The organism is Aeromicrobium sp. Root495, assembly GCF_001426755.1.
Taxonomy (GTDB): domain Bacteria; phylum Actinomycetota; class Actinomycetes; order Propionibacteriales; family Nocardioidaceae; genus Aeromicrobium.
In genome coordinates this window covers 363,389-383,918 of record NZ_LMFJ01000002.1, presented here as the reverse complement: position 1 = coordinate 383,918, position 20,530 = coordinate 363,389, and the positions used below count along the sequence as shown (strand labels likewise).

Annotated in this window: 18 protein-coding genes and 1 riboswitch; of the genes, 10 read left to right on the top strand and 8 right to left on the bottom strand. The window is 70.7% G+C overall.

Annotated elements, in window-relative coordinates; all coding sequences use genetic code 11:
- Window positions 1-117: 117 nt before the first annotated feature.
- Together ASD11_RS15945 and ASD11_RS15940 are read right to left on the bottom strand one after the other, a co-directional pair.
- Window positions 118-1,683: a hypothetical protein gene (locus tag ASD11_RS15945; protein WP_056289839.1), complete on the bottom strand. Its 1,566-nt coding sequence runs from the start codon at window positions 1,681-1,683 to the stop codon at window positions 118-120.
- A 55-nt stretch (window positions 1,684-1,738) separates the two neighbouring features.
- Window positions 1,739-3,277, bottom strand: a complete 1,539-nt coding sequence (locus tag ASD11_RS15940; RefSeq protein WP_056289838.1) for an endonuclease/exonuclease/phosphatase family protein — start codon at window positions 3,275-3,277, stop codon at window positions 1,739-1,741.
- Between the two features lie 123 nt (window positions 3,278-3,400).
- On the opposite strand from ASD11_RS15940, the gene ASD11_RS15935 reads away from it, so the two are divergent.
- Together ASD11_RS15935 and ASD11_RS15930 are read left to right on the top strand one after the other, a co-directional pair.
- Complete coding sequence (locus ASD11_RS15935; protein ID WP_056289837.1) at window positions 3,401-4,024, top strand: DUF4389 domain-containing protein; 624 nt, start codon at window positions 3,401-3,403, stop codon at window positions 4,022-4,024.
- 69 nt (window positions 4,025-4,093) lie between these two features.
- Entirely contained in the window at window positions 4,094-5,020 is a 927-nt protein-coding gene (locus ASD11_RS15930; protein ID WP_056289834.1) for a DUF808 domain-containing protein, read from the top strand.
- A 39-nt stretch (window positions 5,021-5,059) separates the two neighbouring features.
- Here ASD11_RS15930 and serA read toward each other — a convergent pair whose 3' ends face one another.
- Together serA and ASD11_RS15920 are read right to left on the bottom strand one after the other, a co-directional pair.
- Window positions 5,060-6,301: a phosphoglycerate dehydrogenase gene (gene serA / locus ASD11_RS15925; RefSeq protein ID WP_235503379.1), complete on the bottom strand. Its 1,242-nt coding sequence runs from the start codon at window positions 6,299-6,301 to the stop codon at window positions 5,060-5,062.
- Window positions 6,302-6,347: 46 nt separating this feature from the next.
- Window positions 6,348-6,435, bottom strand: a riboswitch (ZMP/ZTP riboswitch).
- Between the two features lie 89 nt (window positions 6,436-6,524).
- Window positions 6,525-6,953 (bottom strand): PaaI family thioesterase, encoded by a 429-nt coding sequence (locus ASD11_RS15920; RefSeq protein WP_056289830.1) that lies wholly within the window; start codon window positions 6,951-6,953, stop codon window positions 6,525-6,527.
- A gap of 70 nt (window positions 6,954-7,023) precedes the next feature.
- On the opposite strand from ASD11_RS15920, the gene ASD11_RS15915 reads away from it, so the two are divergent.
- Genes ASD11_RS15915 through ASD11_RS15890 form a run of 6 tightly spaced genes read left to right on the top strand, consistent with a single transcriptional unit; the run spans window position 7,024 to window position 12,919 of the window.
- Window positions 7,024-7,332 carry a metal-sensitive transcriptional regulator gene (locus tag ASD11_RS15915; protein WP_056289827.1) on the top strand — a complete coding sequence of 103 codons (309 nt, stop codon included), beginning with the start codon at window positions 7,024-7,026 and terminating at the stop codon, window positions 7,330-7,332.
- 25 nt (window positions 7,333-7,357) lie between these two features.
- Window positions 7,358-7,594 carry a heavy-metal-associated domain-containing protein gene (locus tag ASD11_RS15910; RefSeq protein ID WP_056289826.1) on the top strand — a complete coding sequence of 79 codons (237 nt, stop codon included), beginning with the start codon at window positions 7,358-7,360 and terminating at the stop codon, window positions 7,592-7,594.
- Window positions 7,595-7,602: 8 nt separating this feature from the next.
- Window positions 7,603-9,747, top strand: a complete 2,145-nt coding sequence (locus ASD11_RS15905) for a heavy metal translocating P-type ATPase (protein WP_056289825.1) — start codon at window positions 7,603-7,605, stop codon at window positions 9,745-9,747.
- Window positions 9,748-9,787: 40 nt separating this feature from the next.
- Window positions 9,788-10,627, top strand: coding sequence for an SDR family oxidoreductase (locus ASD11_RS15900; RefSeq protein ID WP_056289822.1), 840 nt, complete (start codon window positions 9,788-9,790; stop codon window positions 10,625-10,627).
- A 10-nt stretch (window positions 10,628-10,637) separates the two neighbouring features.
- The gene (locus tag ASD11_RS15895; protein ID WP_056289819.1) at window positions 10,638-10,934 is read left to right on the top strand and encodes a YbaY family lipoprotein; all 297 of its coding nucleotides are present in this window, start codon (window positions 10,638-10,640) and stop codon (window positions 10,932-10,934) included.
- Window positions 10,934-12,919 (top strand): ABC transporter ATP-binding protein, encoded by a 1,986-nt coding sequence (locus ASD11_RS15890; RefSeq protein WP_056289813.1) that lies wholly within the window; start codon window positions 10,934-10,936, stop codon window positions 12,917-12,919. Before ASD11_RS15895 ends, ASD11_RS15890 begins: the two co-directional genes overlap by 1 nt.
- A 15-nt stretch (window positions 12,920-12,934) precedes the next feature.
- On the opposite strand, the gene ASD11_RS15885 is transcribed toward ASD11_RS15890, so the two are convergent.
- Genes ASD11_RS15885 through ASD11_RS15875 form a run of 3 tightly spaced genes read right to left on the bottom strand, consistent with a single transcriptional unit; the run spans window position 12,935 to window position 15,982 of the window.
- Window positions 12,935-14,401 (bottom strand): NAD-dependent succinate-semialdehyde dehydrogenase, encoded by a 1,467-nt coding sequence (locus ASD11_RS15885; protein ID WP_056289810.1) that lies wholly within the window; start codon window positions 14,399-14,401, stop codon window positions 12,935-12,937.
- Window positions 14,402-14,411: 10 nt separating this feature from the next.
- Window positions 14,412-15,308 (bottom strand): ABC transporter substrate-binding protein, encoded by an 897-nt coding sequence (locus ASD11_RS15880; RefSeq protein ID WP_056289805.1) that lies wholly within the window; start codon window positions 15,306-15,308, stop codon window positions 14,412-14,414.
- Complete coding sequence (locus ASD11_RS15875) at window positions 15,305-15,982, bottom strand: DedA family protein (RefSeq protein ID WP_235503392.1); 678 nt, start codon at window positions 15,980-15,982, stop codon at window positions 15,305-15,307. The genes ASD11_RS15880 and ASD11_RS15875 overlap by 4 nt, the downstream gene beginning before the upstream one ends.
- A 104-nt stretch (window positions 15,983-16,086) precedes the next feature.
- Here ASD11_RS15875 and ASD11_RS15870 point away from each other — a divergent pair, with 104 nt between their 5' ends.
- Window positions 16,087-17,238 (top strand): MFS transporter, encoded by a 1,152-nt coding sequence (locus ASD11_RS15870; RefSeq protein WP_056290461.1) that lies wholly within the window; start codon window positions 16,087-16,089, stop codon window positions 17,236-17,238.
- A gap of 12 nt (window positions 17,239-17,250) precedes the next feature.
- On the opposite strand, the gene dnaB is transcribed toward ASD11_RS15870, so the two are convergent.
- Entirely contained in the window at window positions 17,251-18,666 is a 1,416-nt protein-coding gene (gene dnaB, locus ASD11_RS15865) for a replicative DNA helicase (RefSeq protein ID WP_056289802.1), read from the bottom strand.
- A 420-nt stretch (window positions 18,667-19,086) separates the two neighbouring features.
- Between dnaB and ASD11_RS15860 the strand changes: the two genes are divergently transcribed.
- Window positions 19,087-20,409 carry an MATE family efflux transporter gene (locus ASD11_RS15860; protein WP_056289799.1) on the top strand — a complete coding sequence of 441 codons (1,323 nt, stop codon included), beginning with the start codon at window positions 19,087-19,089 and terminating at the stop codon, window positions 20,407-20,409.
- Window positions 20,410-20,530: the final 121 nt, after the last annotated feature.

Here is a 20,530-nt window from a genome sequence, read left to right as displayed (position 1 = left end):
AACTCTCAAGGTACGGAGGACGATGCAGGCCGGGACCCGTCCTCCCGAGGGTGGACCCAGCCTCGTCAGCGTACGCCCACCCGGGTCAAAGGTCCCCCGAATCCCGGGATTGTCTTCCTAGGATCCCGGGAACCAGAACTTCCCGGCGATGAGGTTGTGGTCCGACGGGAAGCCCCGCTGGAAGCAGCCGCTCGAGAATCCGTACTTGGGCATCCACCAGGCGCTCATCGCGGCCCGATCGCTCCCGAAGATCCCGTCGACCTTCACCCCGGAGACGCGCGGGGGGCACCTGATGAGGGCGTTGCGGGAGTTGTAGAGGTCGAGGGACCGGCCCGAGTAGAAGAACTCGGCGTTGCCCAGGTACTCGCCCAGGGCTCGGCGCACGGCCGTCCGCCGGTCGTCGCCCGTGGCCAGGCTGACGTCGCCCACCACCACCACCGGAGTGGCGGCATCGAGGTTGCGCCGCTCCTTCAGCACCTTGGCCAGGAGCGTGGCCTTCTCCGCCTGCGCCGCCTGGTTGGCGTCGCTCGTGCTGGTGGAGGCGTGCAGGCTCACGAGCACGAAGGGCGCCCGGCTGCCGTCCTTCGTGCGGAAGGCCTGCGCCACGGCGATCGCGTTGTACGAGCTGGAGAGGTACGAGCGGTCGACCGCGTTGTAGAGCGGCTCACTGATCTTCTCGACCTTGTCGCTGCGATACAGCACGTGGACGCCCCCGAGGGAGCCGTCGGCGAGGGACCACGTGCTTCGGCCCAGCTTGTCGAGGAGCGTGCTGAGCTGACCGCTCACGCGACGGGTCTCCTGCACGCCCACGAGGTCGACGTTGTCGCGGATGACCGCCGCAGACTGCGCCGCGCGCTTGGACGTCCAGGACGCCACGCCCGTGGCGGTGTCCACGAGGGAGTTGTAGGAGCCGATGCGCAAGGGATCGCTGCAGCTGCTGGTGCGCACCCGCTGCTCGCCCGACGTCCAGCCACTGCGCTGGCGGACAGCCGTGGCCTTGGCCCGCACGACATACGTGGTGTTCTCCTTGAGCCCTGACAGCGTCGCCGACTCCGACGGCTCCAGGCCCGTGTAGTACTTCTCCGTGCCCAGGGCGCCCGTGGCCAGCACCTCGCGGTACCCCACGGCCACACCGCGAGAGTTGGTCGGCGGGGTGCCGCTCCAGCGAGCGGCGAAGCCCTTGCACGACGGCGTCACCTGCAGACCGGCGGCCGACGGGGTGCTGGGCAGGAGGCCGTCGCTGTAGCGGTTGCTGGCCTTCTGCGGGTCCTCGCGGTGGTACTTGCCCGACGGCGTCACCGCGCGCACGCGGACCCAGATCCGAGCGCCCATCGCATGGAGGCGCGGCACCTTGATCGCGAAGATCGCCGACTGACGGCTCGAGCTGCGGGTCGACGTCTTGGAGTAGCCCTTGATGAGCTTGTACTGGTAGTTGGAGTCCTTGCGCATCTCACGGTTCCCGGCGATCGAGACCTGGTAGTCGACGCGCTGCTTGACGCGCGACACCGCTCGCTCCCAGGAGAACTGGATGCGCGACGACGTGGAGAAGTCGGTCCGGAAGCCCGTGGCCGGCTCGCTCAGTCCGTACTCCGCGGCCTGCGCGGGCGTGGCCACGAGCAGGCTGGCAGCGATCAGTGCTGAGGTGATGGAGCCGACAAGACGGCTCGCCCGAGTGCGCGTCATCCTTCGACGTTACGTCGCTCACATCGACGCCGCACCCGCTGAGGGGCTCAGGCAGTCAGCGCCCGAGCCACACGTTCGCGGTCAGGAGGTTGTGGTCCGATGGGAACACCCCGCGGAAGCAGCCACTCGAGAACCCGTACTTGGGCATGGACCAGGAGGTGACCGCGACCGCGTCGCTGCTGAAGATCCCGTCGACCTTGATGCCCGAGATGGGACGCGGGCACCGGATCAGCGCGTTGCGCGAGTTGTAGAGGTCGAGGGCCCGTCCCGGCTTGTAGTACTCCGCGTCGGACATGGTCTTGCTGAGCTCGGCGCGGACCACCGTCCGCGTCTCCTCCTTGTCGCGCAGGAGCACGTCGCCCACGAAGACCACCGGGGTGTCGGCGGGGAGCTTCTCCGCTGTCTTCACGCTCTCGGCCAGGCCCTTGGCCATGACCACCTGGCTCTTCAGTCCGGCCGTGCTGTGAAGGCTGACCGCGACGAAGGCCGGCTCCCGGGGTCCGGCGCGGAAGGCCTGGGCGACGGCGACGCCGTCCAGCCGGTCGTCGGTCTGCGAGGCGCCGACGGTGGAGAGCCGGTCCTTGTTGTAGATGAGGTGCACGCCGCCGAGGGTGTCGTCGGCGACCCGCCACGTGGACCGGCCGAGCTTCGACATGAGCGTGTCGAGCTGGGGACCCGAGGGTCCGCTGCTCGCCGACGTCTCCTGCAGACCGACGAGGTCCAGGTTGGCCGACGTGATGCCGGCGGCCACGAGCGGCGCCCGGGTGCCCCAGGCTGCCGCCTTGCCCTCGCGCCACACCAGGGCGTTGTAGCTGCCGACCCGCACCACGTCGGACGCGCACGTCGTGGTGGTGATCGTCTGGGCAGCGGTCCACCCGCTGCGCTGCTTGACGCTCGTGGCCTGGGCCCGGACGGAGTAGGTGGTGGACGAGGGCAGGCTGGAGACGGCGAGCGACCGGGCGGGCTCGTACCCCACGAAGGACTGCTTGGCGAGCGTCTTGAGGTCGGTGACCTCGACCTTCATGCCTCGCGCGCCGGCGGGCATGCTGTTCCAGCGAGCCGTGAAGCCCTTGCACGTGGGCGTGACCTTGAGGTCGCTCGCCGGGTCCTTCGGGTTGGCGGGCTGGAGTCCCGCGCTGTAGCGGTTGCTGGCCTTCTGCGGGTCGGCCTTGCGGTACTTCTTCGGGCCGAGAGTGCTCGTGACGACGTTGACCCAGATGCGGGCGCCGTAGCCGTAGAGCGTCGGCTGGTTGATGCCGAAGATGGGGGACTTGTCCCGGGTCGTCGTCCGGGTGGAGGTCCGGGTGTAGCCGTAGCTCGTCTTCACCTCGTAGTTGGCGTCGCGATTCATGTCGCGGTTGCCGGCGATCGTGACCGTGTACTTGACGCGCTGGACACCCTTGGAGATGGGTCGCTTCCAGCTGAACGTCATCCGCGTGGGCGACTTGCTCGCCACCTGGAAGCTCGACGGCGCAGTCTTGATGCCGTACTCGGCCGCCTCGGCGGGCGAGGCCGCGAGCAGCCCCGTCACCAGGACGCCGGCGAGCAGCGCGGCGAAGATGGAACGACGACCTGTGACTCCCGAGACATTCACGGGCCAACACTAGGCCCGAACCTGCGCTGCCACGGCCGATTGCGCGAATCAGGTCGCCGTGCCCCTCGCGCAGGCGGCCTCGGGCCGATAGCCTGCGCCCGACCCGCATCCATCGGAGGACCCATGTCATCGAATGACCCGCTGCAGCCGCCGTCCGCCGGCTCGGCCTATCCCGTCACCACCACGTTCAACCTGCCGGAGCGCGTCGCGCGCTGGCGCCCCCTCGTGCACTGGCTCCTCGCCATCCCGCACTTCATCGTCCTGTACTTCATCAACCTCGTCACGACCGTCGTCGTCGTGGTGGGCTGGTTCGCCGGCATCATCACCGGCAAGGTCCCGGAGTTCGTGGTCCAGTTCGTGGCCCTCAACACGCGCTACTCCACTAGGGTCTCGACGTTCCTGTTCTTCACGCGCGAGAGCTACCCGCCCTTCGACTTCGACCTGACCTTCGCCGACAACGGCAAGGACCCCGACGTCCGCGTCGACTTCGTGCCGCAGCTGGAGAACCGCAGCCGGATCAGCATCTTCTTCCGCGGTCTGCTCGTGATCCCGCACATCATCGTGCTCTACGTGCTGATCCTGGTGCTCTACGTCGTGCTGTTCATCGGCTGGTTCGCCGTCATCATCCTGGGCCGGTGGCCCGCCGGTCTGCTGTCGTACCTGCTGGGCTTCACGCGGTGGATCAACCGCCTCAACGCCTACATGTTCCTCGCGACCGACGAGTACCCGCCGTTCTCGTTCAAGTAGTCAAAACCTCTACGCTGGTCGCATGACCAGCAGCCTGCCGACCGAGCCCGCCGCCCACCGGAGCATCCGATGAGCGGCGGGCTCGTCGCGCTGCTGGACGACGTCGCGGCACTGGCTCGGCTCGCCGCGGCCTCGGTCGACGACGTGGGTGCGGCGGCCGGCCGCGCCAGCGCCAAGGCCGCAGGCGTGGTGGTCGACGACACCGCCGTGACACCCCGGTACGTGCAGGGCCTCGACCCCAAGCGCGAGCTCTCGGTCATCGCCCGCATCGCCAAGGGGTCGCTGCGCAACAAGATCTTCTTCATCCTCCCGGCGGCGCTCGTCCTCAGCCAGTTCGCGGAGTGGCTGCTGACGCCCATCCTCATGGTCGGCGGCACGTACCTCGCGTTCGAGGGCGCCGAGAAGATCTGGGAGAAGATCTCCGGCCACGAGGAGGAGGCCGCCTCGGGCGAGGCCGTCGACGAGGACACCGTCGTGGCCGGCGCCGTGCGTACCGACTTCATCCTGTCGGCCGAGATCATGGTCATCTCGCTCAACGAGGTCTCCGGCGAGCCCTTCCTGACCCGCGCGGCCATCCTGCTCGTGGTGGCAGCAGCCATCACCGCGCTCGTCTACGGCGTCGTGGCGATCATCGTGAAGATGGACGACATCGGCCTCGCCCTGGCGCAGAAGAAGTCGACGTTCACCCAGACCGTCGGCCGCGGACTGGTGAAGGCGATGCCCAAGGTCTTGGCCACCCTGGCCACCGTCGGCATCGTGGCGATGCTCTGGGTGGGCGGGCACATCCTGCTCGTCGGGGCCGACGACCTGGGCTGGAACGGACCGTACGACCTGGTGCACCACCTCGAGGAGGAGGTGCACCACGCCGTGCACGGCACGCTCGGCAGCGCCCTGGCCTGGCTCACCAACACCGCGGCCTCCGCCGTGGTGGGGGCCGTGGTCGGAGCGGTCGTCGTGACCGTCCTGCACTTCCTCCCGATCAAGAAGAAGCACTGACCGGACGACCCGGCAGCCGACCGTGCCGGCTCAGCCGGGTCAGCTGATCTGGCGCAGGCTGATCGTCTCCGGCAGGCCGGCCAGCTCGGTGAGGACCGCGTCGGGGACGGTCTGCGCGACGTCGGTGACGACGTAGCCGATCTGGCCGCGCGTGGCCAGGGACTGCTTCTCGATGTTGACGGCGTGCTCGCCGAGCACCGCGTTGATGCTGGCCAGCACGCCGGGCGCGTTCTGGTGCACGAGCGCGAGGCGATGGACGTCGACGCCGGCCGGCAGCGTGAGCTCGGGGAACGTGACGCTGAGCGACGTGGACCCGAAGGCCGCATACCCCTTGAGCTTGGAGGCGACGAACCGGCCGATGTCCTGCTGGGCCTCCTCGGTGGAGCCGCCGACGTGCGGCGTGAGGATGACGTTCTTGAGGCCACGCAGCTCGGACTCGAACTCGTCGCCCTGCCGCTTGGGCTCGATGGGGAAGACGTCGATGGCAGCGCCGGCGATGTGGCCGGACTCGATGGCCTCGCGCAGGGCCACCGTGTCGACCGCGATGCCGCGGGACAGGTTGAGGAAGAGCGAGCGCGGCTTCATGAGCTTGATCTGCTCGGCACCGAACAGGCCGGCGTTGCCGGGTCGTCCGTCGACGTGGAGCGAGACGACGTCGGCCTCGCTCAGCAGCTCCTCGATGGAGGCGCAGCGGCGCGCGTTGCCGAGCGCCAGCTTGTCGTCGATGTCGAAGAAGATGACCTTGAGGCCGAGCGCCTCGGCGATGACGGAGAGCTGGCTGCCGATGTTGCCGTAGCCGACGATGCCGAGCGTGCGGCCGCGGACCTCGTGGCTCCCTGCGGCCGACTTGTTCCACACGCCGGCGTGCATGTCGGTGGTCTTCTCGTGGAGGCGGCGCGCGAGGGAGATGATCTCGGCGATGGCCAGCTCCACGACGGAGCGCGTGTTGGAGTAGGGCGCGTTGAACACGGCGATGCCACGCTCGCTGGTGGCCTCGAGGTCGATCTGGTTGGTGCCGATGCAGAACGCGCCGATGGCCAGGAGGTCTTGCGCGGCGTCGAGCACCTTGGGGGTGATGTACGTGGTGGAGCGAATCCCGAGCAGGTGCACGCCCTGGATGGCCTCGATCAGGTCGTCCTCGCCGAGGGCGCCGTCGCGGGTCTCGACCTGGTAGCCCTTGTCGCGGAGCAGGTCGGCGCCGTCGGTGTGGATGTTCTCGAGCAGGAGAACCTTCACGTCGGCATCGGCCACGGGCGGGGTGAGCGGCGTCGTGCGGGTCATGGACATCATCATCTCTGTTCCTCCGGTCAGCATGGATAGCGGGCTGACACGGGGCCCAGGCGGACGGTCCCGACGTCGTGCTCGTCGTCGCTCCCTGGTGGGTGTCCACCTCAGCGCCAGTCGCGACGACACGCTCAGTCTACTCGCCCTCGCCGACCCCGTGGGTGTGACGTTTGAGGGGTGGAATCGGTGATCCGACCCCCGGAACGTCACACCCAGCGGGTCACTCGGGGATCGCGCCGGTGAACTTGGCGAGCGCCTCGGGCGGGATCTCCTGGTCGAGGTTGGCCAGGCGCACCTGCCCCTGGGCGATGAGCTTGTCGTCCTGGTTCACCGAGTCCAGGTGCCACAGCTGCTGCGAGCGGCCGCGGTGGATGGGGGTCGCGGTGACGGTGATCGTGTCGCCCGGCTTGGCCTGGCGGATGAAGTCGGTGGAGTTGTTGGTTCCCACCACCACGCCCTTCGTGCCGAGCCACACCTGGCCGGCGACGGAGGCCGTCGACTCGTGCACCGCGCAGTAGATGCCGCCGTGCGGGATGCCGAAGGGCTGCAGGTGCTGGTCGGTGATCGTGAACCGGACCACCACCTCGTCCGCGGTCACCTTCACGTGCTCGACGCCGAGCACTCCGTCCAGTCCAGGAACTTCACTCATGCCGCGAGCCTAGACCCGGGGTCCCCGGTCGCGACTTGAAGGGGATACCCCCCAGGGGTATGGTTGAGGCATGACCGAGACGCACGACCACAGCGCCCACCCCGGCTACAGCGACGACAAGGCCGCCGTCCTCAAGCGCCTCGCGCGCGTGCAGGGGCAGGTCAAGGGCATCACGCGCATGGTCGAGGAGGACACGTACTGCATCGACGTCCTCACCCAGGTCAGCGCCACCACCAAGGCCCTCGAGGCCGTGGCGCTCAAGCTCCTGGAGGAGCACCTGGCGCACTGCGTCGTCGACGCCGCCCGGGCCGGCGGTCCGGAGGCGGAGATCAAGGTCAAGGAAGCCACCGACGCCATAGCCCGCCTCGTGCGGTCCTGAGCGTCCACCCACGAGAGGAACCACCATGAGCACCAGCACCTGGAAGGTCACCGGACTGACGTGCGCGCACTGCGTCGGCGCGGTCACCGAGGAGGTCTCCGCCCTCGACGGCGTGCAGGACGTCACCGTCGACCTCGTCGCCGGCGGCACCTCCACCGTCCACGTCACCAGCGACACCACCCTGAGCCGCGAGGCCGTCGCGGCCGCGGTCGACGAGGCGGGCTACGCGCTCGCCGGCGACCGCGACCTGCCGCTCGCCTAGGAGCCACCATGAGCAGCACCCACAGCACCGACACCCAGCACCGCATCGACATCGGCGGGATGAGCTGCACCTCGTGCGCACTGCGCATCGAGAAGAAGCTCAACCGCCTCGAGGGTGTGGAGGCGTCGGTCAACTACGCCACGGAGAAGGCGATCGTCACCACCGACGGCACCGTCGATCCCGCTCTCCTCGTCGAGACCGTCGAGAAGACCGGGTACACCGCGCACCTCCACGAGGAGGGCAAGCAGCACGACGAGCACGGGGCCGGCCACGCCGGCCTGCACGGCGCCGAGTCCATGCGTGACCGCCTCCGGGTCTCCGTGGTGCTGACCGTCCCGGTCGTGCTGCTCTCCATGGTCCCGGCCCTGCAGGTCGACTACTGGCAGTGGATCGCGCTCGCCCTGGCCACCCCCGTGGTCACGTGGGGCGCCTACCCCTTCCACTGGTCAGCCGCGCTCAACGCGCGCCACGGCGCCGCCACGATGGACACCCTCGTCAGCGTGGGCGTGGGCGCCGCGTACCTGTGGTCGCTCTGGGCGCTCTTCCTCGGCGACGCCGGCATGACCGGCATGACGATGCACTGGAGCTGGCTGGCGCAGGGCAGCGGCACGCACGAGATCTACCTCGAGGTCGCGTCGGCCGTCACGGTCTTCGTGCTCGCCGGCCACTACCTCGAGGCCGACGCCAAGCACCGCTCGAGCGCGGCGCTGCGGGCGCTCATGGAGCTGCAGCCGTCCGTCGACGTGGAGGTCGGCGAGGAGATCACGGTCCGCCCGGGCGAGCGCATCGCGACGGACGGCGTCGTCGTCTCCGGCGCCTCCAGCGTGGACGAGTCGATGATCACCGGGGAGTCGCTCCCGGTCGACAAGACCGCCGGCGACGAGGTCACCGGCGGCACGGTCAACACCGACGGGCTGCTCGTGGTGCGCGCCACCGCCGTCGGCTCGGACACCCGGCTCGCGCAGATGGCGCGTCTCGTCGAGGAGGCGCAGGAGGGCAAGGCCGACGTCCAGCGCCTGGCCGACCGGGTCTCGGCCTGGTTCGTGCCCGTCGTCATCGGGCTCGCCCTCGCCACGTTCGGGGCCTGGCTCCTGCTGGGCGGCAGCCTGCTGCAGGCCTTCACCGCAGGGATCGCCGTGCTCATCATCGCGTGCCCCTGCGCCCTGGGGCTCGCGACGCCCACGGCCCTCATGGTGGGCACGGGTCGCGGCGCCCAGCTGGGCATCCTCATCAAGGGTCCGCAGGTGCTCGAGTCCACGCGCACCGTCGACACCGTCGTCCTCGACAAGACCGGCACCGTCACCACCGGCGTCATGACCGTCGCCGAGGTCTCTCCCGCCGACGGTGTCTCGCGCGACGAGCTCTTGCGCGTGGCGGCGAGCCTGGAGCACGGCTCCGAGCACCCCGTCGCCCGCGCCATCACGGCTGCGGCCGAGGACCTCGCCCCGGTGAGCGACTTCCAGAACCACCCGGGCCAGGGCGTGAGCGGCGTCGTCGACGGAGCGAACGTCCGGGTCGGGCGGCCCTCCTGGCTGGGCGTGACCGTCCCCGAGGGCGACCTCGGCACCGTGGTGGCCGTCGAGTCCCAGGGTCGGGCGATCGGGACCATCTCGGTCGCGGACGCCGTGAAGGAGTCGTCGGCCCGCGCCGTCCAGGAGCTCCGCGAGCTCGGCCTCGAGCCGGTGCTGCTCACGGGCGACAACGCCCAGGTGGCGAACGACGTGGCCCGCCAGGTCGGCATCGACCGGGTGGAGGCCGAGGTGACCCCCGACGACAAGCTGCGCACCGTGCAGCGCCTGCAGGCCGAGGGTCATGTGGTGGCCATGGTGGGCGACGGCGTGAACGACGCGGCCGCCCTTGCCGCCGCCGACCTCGGCATCGCGATGGGCACCGGGACCGACGTGGCGATGGCTGCCTCCGACCTGACCCTCACGTCGGGCGACCTCCGGGCCGCGGCCACCGCCGTGCGGCTCTCGCGGGCCACGCTGCGCACCATCCGGCTCAACCTGTTCTGGGCCTTCGCGTACAACGTGGCCGCCATCCCGCTCGCGATGTCGGGCTACCTCAACCCCATGGTGGCCGGCCTGGCCATGGCGTTCAGCTCGGTGTTCGTGGTGACGAACAGCCTGCGGCTGCGCCGGTTCGGACGCTGAGCCCGGGAATGCTGCGGGGCCTGCGCGGAGTTGTGCTGGCATGACCACCTTGGCGCTCACGGGCGCGACCGGAACGATCGGCGGACTCGCCGCGCGCCACCTGGCCGAGGCCGGGCACGAGGCGAGGCTGCTCGTGCGCGACCCGTCGCGGGCCCCCGACCTGGGCTTCAGCCTCTGGGAGTGCGCGTACGACCAGGGCGCCGCCCTGCGCGAGGCGTTGGCCGGGGTCGACGTCCTGCTGCTCGTGTCGGCCCACGAGAGCGACCACCGTGTGGAGGACCACCGGACCGTCGTGGAAGCCGCTGCCGACTCCGGCGTGAAGCACGTCGTCTACACCTCGTTCGTGGGCGCCGGCGGCGACTCCACCTTCACGCTGGGCCGCGACCACGGCGCCACCGAGGAGATCATCCGCGACGCGGGGCTCGACTTCACGTTCCTGCGCGACAACTTCTACAGCGAGATCTTCCCGCACTTCGCCGACGAGAACGGCGTGATCCGCGGCCCCGCGGGCCAGGGCCGGGTGGCCGCCGTGTCCCAGCGCGACGTCGCCGAGGTGGCCGCGGCCGTCCTCGTCGACCCGGGCTCCCACCTGGGTGCGGTCCACGACCTCACCGGGCCGCAGGCCTTCACCCTCGCCGAGGCGGCACAGACCCTCAGCCAGGTCCTGGGCTCCACCGTCACCTTCCACGACGAGACCGAGGAGGAGGCGCACGCGAGCCGCGCCCACTTCGGCGCGCCCGACTGGCAGGTGGAGGCGTGGGTGAGCACCTACACCGCGATCCGCGACGGCGAGCTCGAGGGTGTGTCCGGCGCCGTCGAGGCCGTCCTCGGTCGACCGGCCCGGTCGCTCGAGGACGCGCTGCGTGCGGCCAGGACCTAGCATCGACGCCATGAGCACCCTCCTCACCCTCTCCGGCACGGCAGGCATCCGCGAGAAGATCGCCCTGCCCGACGGCTCCGTGCTCACCGTGAAGCTCGTGACCAACGACGGCGAGGTCCTCGCGGCCACCGCCGTGCTGGCCAACGCCGGCGAGACGCCGTTCGAGCTCGTCGTCGATGCCGTGCTCGCCCCCCAGCCCGAGACGCTGCGGCTGTGGGCCATGCTGCGCACCGACGTCGGCGTGTGGGGCACCCCCGAGCTCGTCTCCATCCGCGAGGACCTCATCCTGCGCCGGGTCGACGACTGATGCCCCGCGGGGCCCAGGTCACGCACCTGAGCGACGCCGACCTCACAGCGGCCGGCTCCCCCGTGCTCGGGCGCATCGCCCGGCTCCTGCGGCCCTACCGAGGTCGGCTCGTGCTCGTCGGCCTCGCCGTCGTGGTGGCGGCGGCCCTCACGTCGGTCCTGCCGTTCCTCACGAAGGCCGTGTTCGACGACGCGCTCTTCCCGCCCGACCGCGAGCCGCGCCTCGACCTGCTCGCGTGGCTCGTGGGCTTCATGTGCCTCATCCCGGTCATCACCGCGCTCATCTCCGTGGGCCAGAACTGGCTCACCTCCACCATCGGCAACTCGGCCATGGCCGACCTGCGCAGCGAGCTGTTCGAGCACCTGCAGAAGATGGAGCTCGCGTTCTTCACCGCCACCAAGACCGGTGCCATCCAGTCGAGGCTGGCCAACGACGTCGCGGGCGTGCGGACGGTCCTGACCGACACGGCGACGTCGATCCTGCAGAACTCGGTGACCGTCGCCGCGGCCTTCGTCTCGATGCTGCTGCTCTCGTGGCAGCTCACGATCCTGACGCTCGTGCTCATGCCCGTCTTCATCGCCGTGCAGCTGCGCGTGGGGCGCCGGCGCCAACGCCTGGCCCGCCGTACGCAGGAGTCGCTGTCGGAGATGACAGCCATCACCGAGGAGGCGCTCAGCGTCTCGGGCATCCTGCTGTCCAAGGTCTTCGGCCGGGCCGAGTCCGAGACGGAGCGGTACCGCGACGCCAACCGGGAGCAGGTGCGTCTGCAGGTCGACCAGGCCATGACGGGTCGCACCTTCTTCGCCACCGTGCAGACGTTCTTCGCCATCACGCCCGCCCTCATCTACCTGGCCGCGGGACTCATGATCAGCGGCGGGACCACGTCGCTCTCGGCGGGCACCATCGTGGCCTTCACGACGCTCCAGGCGCGGCTGCAGATGCCGCTCCTGCAGCTCATGCGGGTCACGCTCGACGTGCAGACGTCGCTCGCCCTGTTCCGCCGGATCTTCGAGTACCTCGACCTCGAGCCGGCCATCGTGGAGAAGCCCGGTGCCCAGGTGCTCCCCTCCGAGCGCGTGGAGGGTCGGGTGGAGCTGCGTGACGTGTGGTTCCGCTACCCCGAGCCGCGCGAGCTGTCCGGCGGGCGCTCCGGCGACCGCTTCGCCGAGGACGGCGCCGTGATGCCCACCCCCGCTCCGCAGGACGAGCCCGGGTGGGCGTTGCAGCAGGTCTCGATGATGATCGAGCCCGGCCAGCTGGCGGCGATCGTCGGACCGTCGGGGTCGGGCAAGACCACCACCACCTACCTCGTGCCGCGCTTCTACGACGTCACGCGCGGTGCCGTGCTGGTCGACGGTCACGACGTGCGCGACCTGACGCTCGACTCGGTGACCGGTGCGGTCGGGATGGTCACGCAGGAGCCGTACCTCTTCCACGGCAGCATCCGCGACAACCTGGCGTACGCCAAGCCGGGCGCCACGGCCGAGGAGATCGAGCAGGCCGCGCGCGACGCCAACATCCACGAGCGCATCATGAGCTTCCCCACGGGCTACGAGACGATCACCGGGGAGCGCGGCTTCCGGCTCTCGGGCGGTGAGAAGCAGCGCATCGCCATCGCGCGGGTGCTCCTCGCCGACCCCCGGATCCTGATCCTCGACGAGGCCACGTCGGCGCTCGACTCCGAGACCGAGCGGCTCGTGCAGGAGGCGCTCGAGCGCGCCACCCACTCACGCACCACCATCGCGATCGCGCACCGGCTCTCCACCATCCGCTCGGCCGACGTGATCTTCGGGCTGCAGGACGGTCGGCTCGTCGAGCACGGCACGCACGACGAGCTGCTGGCGGCGGGTGGGCTCTACGCGCGTCTGTACGTGGAGCAGTTCGGGTCGGGCCAGATCGAGCAGCGTTTCACCGACGGCGTCCGGCTCGTCGACGGCTCCACCGTGCGGAACCGCGACGACCGCCGCGCCGACGTCCCCCTCTGACCCGGCCGGTAGGGGTCAGAGGCCGCCGAGGCCGACGTACTTGGTCTCGAGGTACTCCTCGATGCCCTCGGCTCCGCCTTCGCGGCCGAAGCCGGAGGCCTTGACGCCGCCGAAGGGGGCGGCCGGGTTGGAGACGATGCCCTGGTTGATGCCGACCATTCCGGTCTCGAGCCCCTCGTACACCCGGACGACGCGGGCGTGGTCGCGGGTGAACGCGTAGGCCACGAGCCCGAACTCGGTGTCGTTGGCCATGCGCAGCGCCTCGGCCTCCTCGGTGAACGTGAAGATGGGGGCCACCGGGCCGAAGATCTCCTCCTGGCGCAGCCGCGCAGTGTCGGGGACGTCGGTGAGGACGGTGGGCGGGTAGAACCAGCCCTCCCCGTCCGGCACCTGGCCGCCGGTGAGCACGGTCGCCCCGGCCGACACCGCGTCGTCGACGAGCTCGGCCACCTTGGTGCGCTGCTTCTCCTCCACGAGCGGTCCGACGTCGACGCTCTCGCTCACGCCGCGTCCCACGCTGAGCGCCTCCATGCGCTCGGTGAGCCTGCGGCCGAACTCGTCGGCGACGTCGGCGTGGACGATGAAGCGGTTGGCGGCCGTGCAGGCCTCGCCGATGTTGCGCATCTTGGCGAGCATCGCCCCGTCCACCGCAGCGTCGAGGTCGGCGTCGTCGAACACCAGGAACGGGGCGTTGCCGCCCAGCTCCATGGAGACCCGCAGCAGGCCCTCGGCGCTCTGCTCGACGAGCGAACGACCCACCTCGGTGGAGCCGGTGAAGGTGAGCTTGCGCAACCGCGGGTCGCGGATGATCGGCTCCATGACGTCGCCCGTGGTCGTGGTGGTGACGACGTTGAGGACCCCGTCGGGCAGGCCGGAGTCGGCCAGCACCTGCGCGAGCCACAGCATGGTCAGCGGCGTGAGTCCCGCCGGCTTGACCACCATGGTGCAGCCGGCCGCGACGGCCGGGCCGATCTTGCGCGTGCCCATGGCGAGCGGGAAGTTCCAGGGCGTGATCATGAGGCACGGCCCGACGGGCTGCTTGAGGGTGAGCAGGCGCGTGGCGCCGTTGGGGGCCACCGAGTAACGGCCCGAGATGCGCACGGCCTCCTCCGAGAACCAGCGGAAGAACTCCGAGCCGTAGGCGATCTCGGCCTTGCTCTCCTTGAGGGGCTTGCCCATCTCGAGGGTCATCAGCAGCGCCAGCTCGTCGGTGCGCTCGGTGACGGTCTCGAACGCCTTCCGCAGGATCTCGCCGCGGTCACGCGGTGGGGTGGCGGCCCAGCCGGCCTGCGCGGCCACGGCGGCGTCGATGGCCGCCTTGCCGTCGGCCACGCTCGCGTCAGCCACCTGCACGAGCTCGCGCCCGGTGGAGGGGTCCTCGACCGAGAAGGTCTTGCCGCCCTCGGCGTCACGCCACTGACCGCCGATGAACAGCTGCGGGTGGACGGACTGCAGGACGCTCTCTTCAGTGGGGTTGCTCATGCTCCCGAGGCTAGTCCGGGACGACGCGACGCACACCCGCAGCGGCCGGCACGACTCCCGGGTGCACGATGCTCGCCATGGCCTCGACGCCGTCGACCAGCCGCGGGCCCGGACGGACCACCAGCCCGTCGCCGTCGATGGCCCAGACCTCCGCGCCCGGAACCTGCGCCAGCACGCTGCGCGCCTGTTCCGCGGCGCCCTCGAGACCGAAGCCGCACGGCGCCACGACCACGACCTCAGGCCGGGACTCGCGCAGGCGCTCCCACGACGTGGGGCCGGAGGCCGCGCCGGGATGACCTGCCACGGGCTCGCCGCCCGCAGCGGCGAGCATGTCGGAGATCCAGTGCCCGCCGCAGAACAGCGGGTCCACCCACTCCACCACCGCGACGCGACGCCGCGGCCGGCCGGCCACCGCCTGCGCCACCGCGTCGAGCCTGCCACGCAGCGTCGCGACGAGCTCGTGCCCGCGCTGCGGGACGCCGGCAGCGACAGCGACGTCACCGATGCTCGCCAGCACCTCCTCGAGCGTGTGTGGGTCGAGCGTGACCACGTCGGCCTTGCAGCCCAGGTGGTCGAGGGCGGCGTCGACCTGGCCCGTGGGGAGGGCGCACACCCGGCACAGGTCCTGGGTGAGCACGAGGTCGGGCGCGAGGGCGCCGAACGCTCCCTCGTCGAGGGTGTAGAGGTCGGCGCCGGCGGCACGCTGATCCCGCACGTAGGCGTCGATCTCGGCCGGAGTCATCTGCGAGGTGTCGGCACCGGAGACGACGACCGTGTGGTCGAGCCGGGCCCGCTCCGGCTCGTCGCACTCGAAGGTGACGGCGACGAGCCGGTCCTCGAGCCCCAGCGCGTAGACGATCTCGGTGGCCGACGGCAGGAGCGACGCGATGCGCCGGGGCGAGCTCACTCGGTGGGCTCGACCGGGCCCTCGGCAGCACCGCGACGGGACTTGAGGTGGGTCCAGAGGAACCAGCCCAGACCGGCCGCGACGGCGACGACGAGCGCGTACTTGAGGTAGCCGGCGTACTTCTCGACCTCGGTCCAGTTGCTGCCCAGCTGGTACCCGGCGGTCACCCAGATGAGGTTCCAGATGAGGCTGCCCGCGGTGGTGTAGACGGTGAACCGCCAGAAGTCCATCTTCTCGACGCCGGCCGGGACCGAGACGAGGCTGCGGACGCCCGGCACCATCCGGCCGAAGAAGACGGCGCGCGAGTCGTTGCGCTCGAACCACGCCTCGCCCTTGTCGATGTCCTTGGCCGTCACGAGGGGGACCTTGAGCATCCAGGCGCGGGTGCGGTCGCGGCCGAAGGCGCGCGACAGGCCGTACAGGACCCACGCGCCGACGACGGACCCGATGGTCGTGGCCACGATGACGCCGACGTAGCTGAAGTTCCCCGGGACGCTCGCGGTGAAGCCGGCGAGCGGGAGCGCCACCTCGCTGGGCAGGAACGGGAAGATCGTCTCGATCGCGAGCACGAGACCGGCGCCGAGGAGCCCCATGTCGTTGATGAGGTCGGCCACGAACCCCGTCAGGCCCGAGTCGGGGACCGTGGTGGTCTCCAGGGCCAGGGTCATCAGCATGCTCACGGGTGGAGCCTAACGAAGGAAGCCATGACTCCGGCATGAACCAGACGGCTGTCGCCTGTGACGTCGCCGTTGGCCTCCCGGCGTCCTACGCTGCGCAGGTGACACGGACGCGGGCTGCGATCTCGGCGGGGTTCTTCCTGCAGGGCTTCGTGTTCGCCGCGATCGTGACGCAGACTCCCCGTCAGCAGGACCGGTTCGGGTTCGACGAGGGCCTCGTGACCGTGATCCTCGTGCTCGTCGCCGTGGTGTCCGGGGTGGGCAGCGTGCTGGCCGGCGTCGTGGCGGAGCGACGCGACAGTGCCGTGGCCTTCCGGCTCGCGCTCGGGACCATCGCCCTGGGTGCCGCCGTCATCGGCCTCGCGCCGTCCATGGCCGTGCTGTATCTCGGGTTCGTGGTCTACGGCCTCGGACTCGGCGGCGTGGACGCCACCATGAACATGCAGGGCGTCCGGGTCCAGGCCGCCTACGGCCGGAGCCTCATGACGGGCCTGCACGGCATGTGGAGCGTGGGCGGCATCGTGGGCGCCGGGTACGCCTCGCTCGCCGCGGCCCTCGACGTCCCGCTGGCCGCCAACCTCCCGGTCGTCGGCGTCGTCGTGCTCGCCGTCGTGGCGGTGAGCGGGCCGCACTTCATCCGGAGCCAGGAGCACGACCCGGGCCTGTCCGCCCAGGGCCTGCAGCTGCCGTGGCGCCCGGTCCTCGTCTTCGGGCTCGTGATCCTGCTGTTCTACGCCGCCGACACCGGCTCGCTCACGTGGAGCAGCGTCTACCTCGAGGACGCGCTCGACGCCTCCACCACGGTGGCGCCTCTCGCGTACGCGGCCTACCAGGTGGGGGCCCTCGTCTCCCGGTTCTCGGGCGACCACCTGGTGCAGAGGCTGGGACTCGTCCGCGTCGTCGTGGGTGGCACCGCGGTGGGCACGCTCGGCTACCTCGCGGTCGTGCTGGCGCAGGACCCCGCTGTGGCGATCGCGGCGTTCTTCCTCGCGGCTCTCGGCACCGCCGTGCTGGCCCCCCTGGCCTTCGCCGCACTGGCAGCCTCGGTGCCGGCGCCGTCGCTCGACGTGGCCATCGCCCGGATGAACATCGCCAACTACGTGGGAGCGATCCTCGGCGGCGGGGTCATCGGCGCGGTGGCCGAGGGCGGCGCACTGCGTTGGGCGTTCCTCGTGCCGCTCGTCCTCGTGCCCTTCGTGCTCGTCAGCGCGCGGGCGTTCGGCCGGGTGGGAACCCCGGCCTCCGGGCCGTGACCGGACGGTCGATCAGTAGAACTCGCCGGCGGCGGCGCCGGGGACCTCGGCCTCGCGGGCCATGGGGGTGAAGCGCGAGTAGTGGCCCTGGAAGCTCACGGCGACCTTGTTGACGGGTCCGGAACGGTTCTTGGCCACGATCACGTCGGCCTCGCCGGGGCGCTCGGACTCGCCGTGACCGTGGGTGTCGGGCCGGTTGAGCAGGATGACGATGTCGGCGTCCTGCTCGATGGAGCCCGACTCACGCAGGTCGGAGAGCTGCGGGGTCTTGTCGGTGCGCTGCTCGGCGCCTCGGTTCAGCTGGCTGATGGCCACGATGGGCACGTCGAGCTCCTTGGCCAGGAGCTTGATCTGACGGCTGAACTCCGAGACCTCGACCTGACGGTTCTCGACCCGCTTGCCCGACGTCATGAGCTGCAGGTAGTCGAGGACGATGAGACCGAGCTTGCCGTCGACGGTCTTGGCGATGCGTCGGGCCTTGGAACGGATCTCGGGCATGGTCATGTTGGGCGAGTCGTCGATGGTGATGGGGGCGCTCTGCACGCGGGTCATGACCTGGCCGATGCGATCCCAGTCGGGGTCGGTCATGCCGCCGCCACGCATGTGGTGGATGGCGACCCTCGCCTCGGCGGAGAGCAGGCGCATGGCGATCTCCTCGCCCGTCATCTCCAGGCTGAAGATGGCCGACGGGATGCCGTGCTTGATGGAGGCCGCGCGACAGAAGTCGAGCCCGAGGGTGGACTTGCCGACACCGGGACGCGCCGCGACCACGATCATCTGGCCGCCGCGGAAGCCGGTGGTGAGCTTGTCGAGGTCGGGGAAGCCCGAGGGCAGGCCGGCCATCTCGCCGTCGCGACCCTGGATGTCCTCGATCTCCTGGACGGTGCGCGGCATGAGGTCGGCGATGGCGCGGTAGTCGTCGGTGCCGCTGCCGCCGTCGACGTCGAGCACCTCGGCCTGCGCCGTGCTGACGAGGTGCTCGACCTCGCCCTCCTCGGCCCAGCCCAGGCCGGCGATCTTCTGGCCGACCTCGATGAGGCGGCGGAGCACGGCCTTCTCGCGGACGATCTGGGCGTAGTAGTCGACGTTGGAGGCGATGGGCACGGAGGCCACGAGCGTGTGGAGGTACGGGGCGCCACCCACCCGGACGATCTCGCCACGACGCTGGAGCTCGGCAGCCACGGTGATGGCGTCGGCGGGCTCGCCCCGACCGGCGAGGTCGGTGATGACCTCGAAGACCAGCTCGTGGGCCGGGCGGTAGAAGTCGCGACCCTGGAGCACGTCGGCAGCGGGGTCGATGGCCTGCTTGCTCATGAGCATGGCGCCCAGCACGCTCTGCTCCGCGGGGATGTCCTGCGGGGGCACGCGACTCGGTGCTCCGCGCTCCTCCTGCTCGGGGGCCTCGGGGTAGAGGTCGGACACGCTCACAGGCAGACAGCTCCTCATCGACAGTGGTCCGGGCTGGCCCGGACCGGGACCCGTGCACGGCACCTGCTCAGCACGGTACGGAGGACTTCGGACACTCTCGCGCCCCCGCGCGGAGATCGCCTCCGACGCGTCACACTAGGCGGGTGCGGAGAGCGATGAAAGCCCGGTTCGCACACCCCCTGTGGACAGTTGGCGTGGTTCTGTGGAAAACGCCGTGGGGCCTGTGCACACCTGGTGGACCAACCTGTGGACGAAGGAGAGCTGGACGATCGTCTACCCCCTCTGACCTGCGCAGACGTCGCACACAGCATGTGGAGCGAAGAAAGATTCACATCTTCCGGCTCGACCCCGTCGGCGGCATCGACATGTCGACACGACACGCCCGGAAGCCCGGTCATCCACAGGTCGAGGTGGTCCGAGGTGCCTAGTCCTCGGAGCACGGACCGCCAGATCGTGGCCGTCGCGGTCCCTGCCTTCTTCGCCCTCGTGAGCGAGCCGCTCATGCTGCTGGCGGACACGGCGATCGTGGGGCACCTCGGGCGTTCCTCGCTCGGCGGCCTCAGCGCCGCGTCGGTCGTCCTGTCCACCGTCGTGGGTCTGTGTGTCTTCCTCGCCTATGGCAGCACCGCGACGGTCGCCCGGAGGCGGGGAGCGGGCGACACCGCCGGCGCGTACTCCTACGCCGTGAGCGGCATCTGGCTGGCGGGCGGGCTGGGCGTCGTCCTGGGTGGGGCGCTGGCGGCGTCGGCCGGCCCGCTCGCCCAGGCCCTCTCGAGCTCCTCGGCCGTCGCCGACCGGGCCGAGCGCTACCTCGTCGTGTCCTCCCTCGCAGTGCCGGCGCTCCTGGTGGCGCTGGCCGCCACGGGGGCCCTGCGCGGCGTGATGGACCTACGCACCCCGGTCGTCGTCACGGTGGTGGCCAACCTCCTGAACGTCGTCCTCAACCTCGCGCTCGTCCACGGCGTCGCCGACCGGCCCGGCTGGGGGATCACCGGCTCCGCCGTGGGCACGGTGCTCGCGCAGTGGTTCGGAGCGCTGTGGCTGACCGCGGTGGTGGTCCGCGGCGCCCGTCGTTCGGGCGCACCGCTGCGGGTCCGGGCCGGCGCCGTCCTGCGCGCGGGCCTCGACGGGGTGCCGCTGTTCGTGCGGACCCTGGCGCTGCGGGCCGGTCTCGTGCTGGGGACGGCCGTCGCCGCGGGGCTCGGCGACGCGCCCTTGGCGGCGCAGCAGGTGGTGACCGCGCTCGTGACGTTCTTCGCCTTCGCCCTCGACGCCATAGCCATCGCGGCGCAGACCCTCGTGGGTCATGCGCTGGGGGCGGGGGACCGCACGCTGGCCCGCGACCTGACCCGTCGCATGGTCGGCTGGGGGCTCGGCTGCGGCGCGGTGGCCGCCGTGGTCATGGCCGGCCTCGTGCCCTTCGCCGGGTCGGTCTTCGCTCCGGGGGACGGGGCCGTGGCCGACGTCCTGGCGCCGGCCCTCCTCGTGGCGGCTCTCGTGCAGGTGCCGGCCGGCGTGGTCTACGTGCTGGACGGCATCCTCATCGGGGCCGGCGACGCGGTGTACCTCGCGTGGGCCGGCCTCCTCGCCCTCGTCCCCTACGTCCCGCTGGCCCTTCTGGTCGGACACCTCGGGGCGAGCTTCACCTGGCTGTGGGTGGCCTACGGCGGCTACATCGCGGCGCGGCTGGTCACCCTGTGGCTCCGCCAGCGCTCCGACGCGTGGCTCGTCACCGGCTCCTGACCGGTTCACCACGGTCCCACGGAGAACTTGACTCCCCACGGCCTGCAAGCCGTGCGGAGTCGATACTTGCCGTGGGGCGTCGCGCCGACACCCCAGCGTGCCGTGGGACCGTGGCAGACCG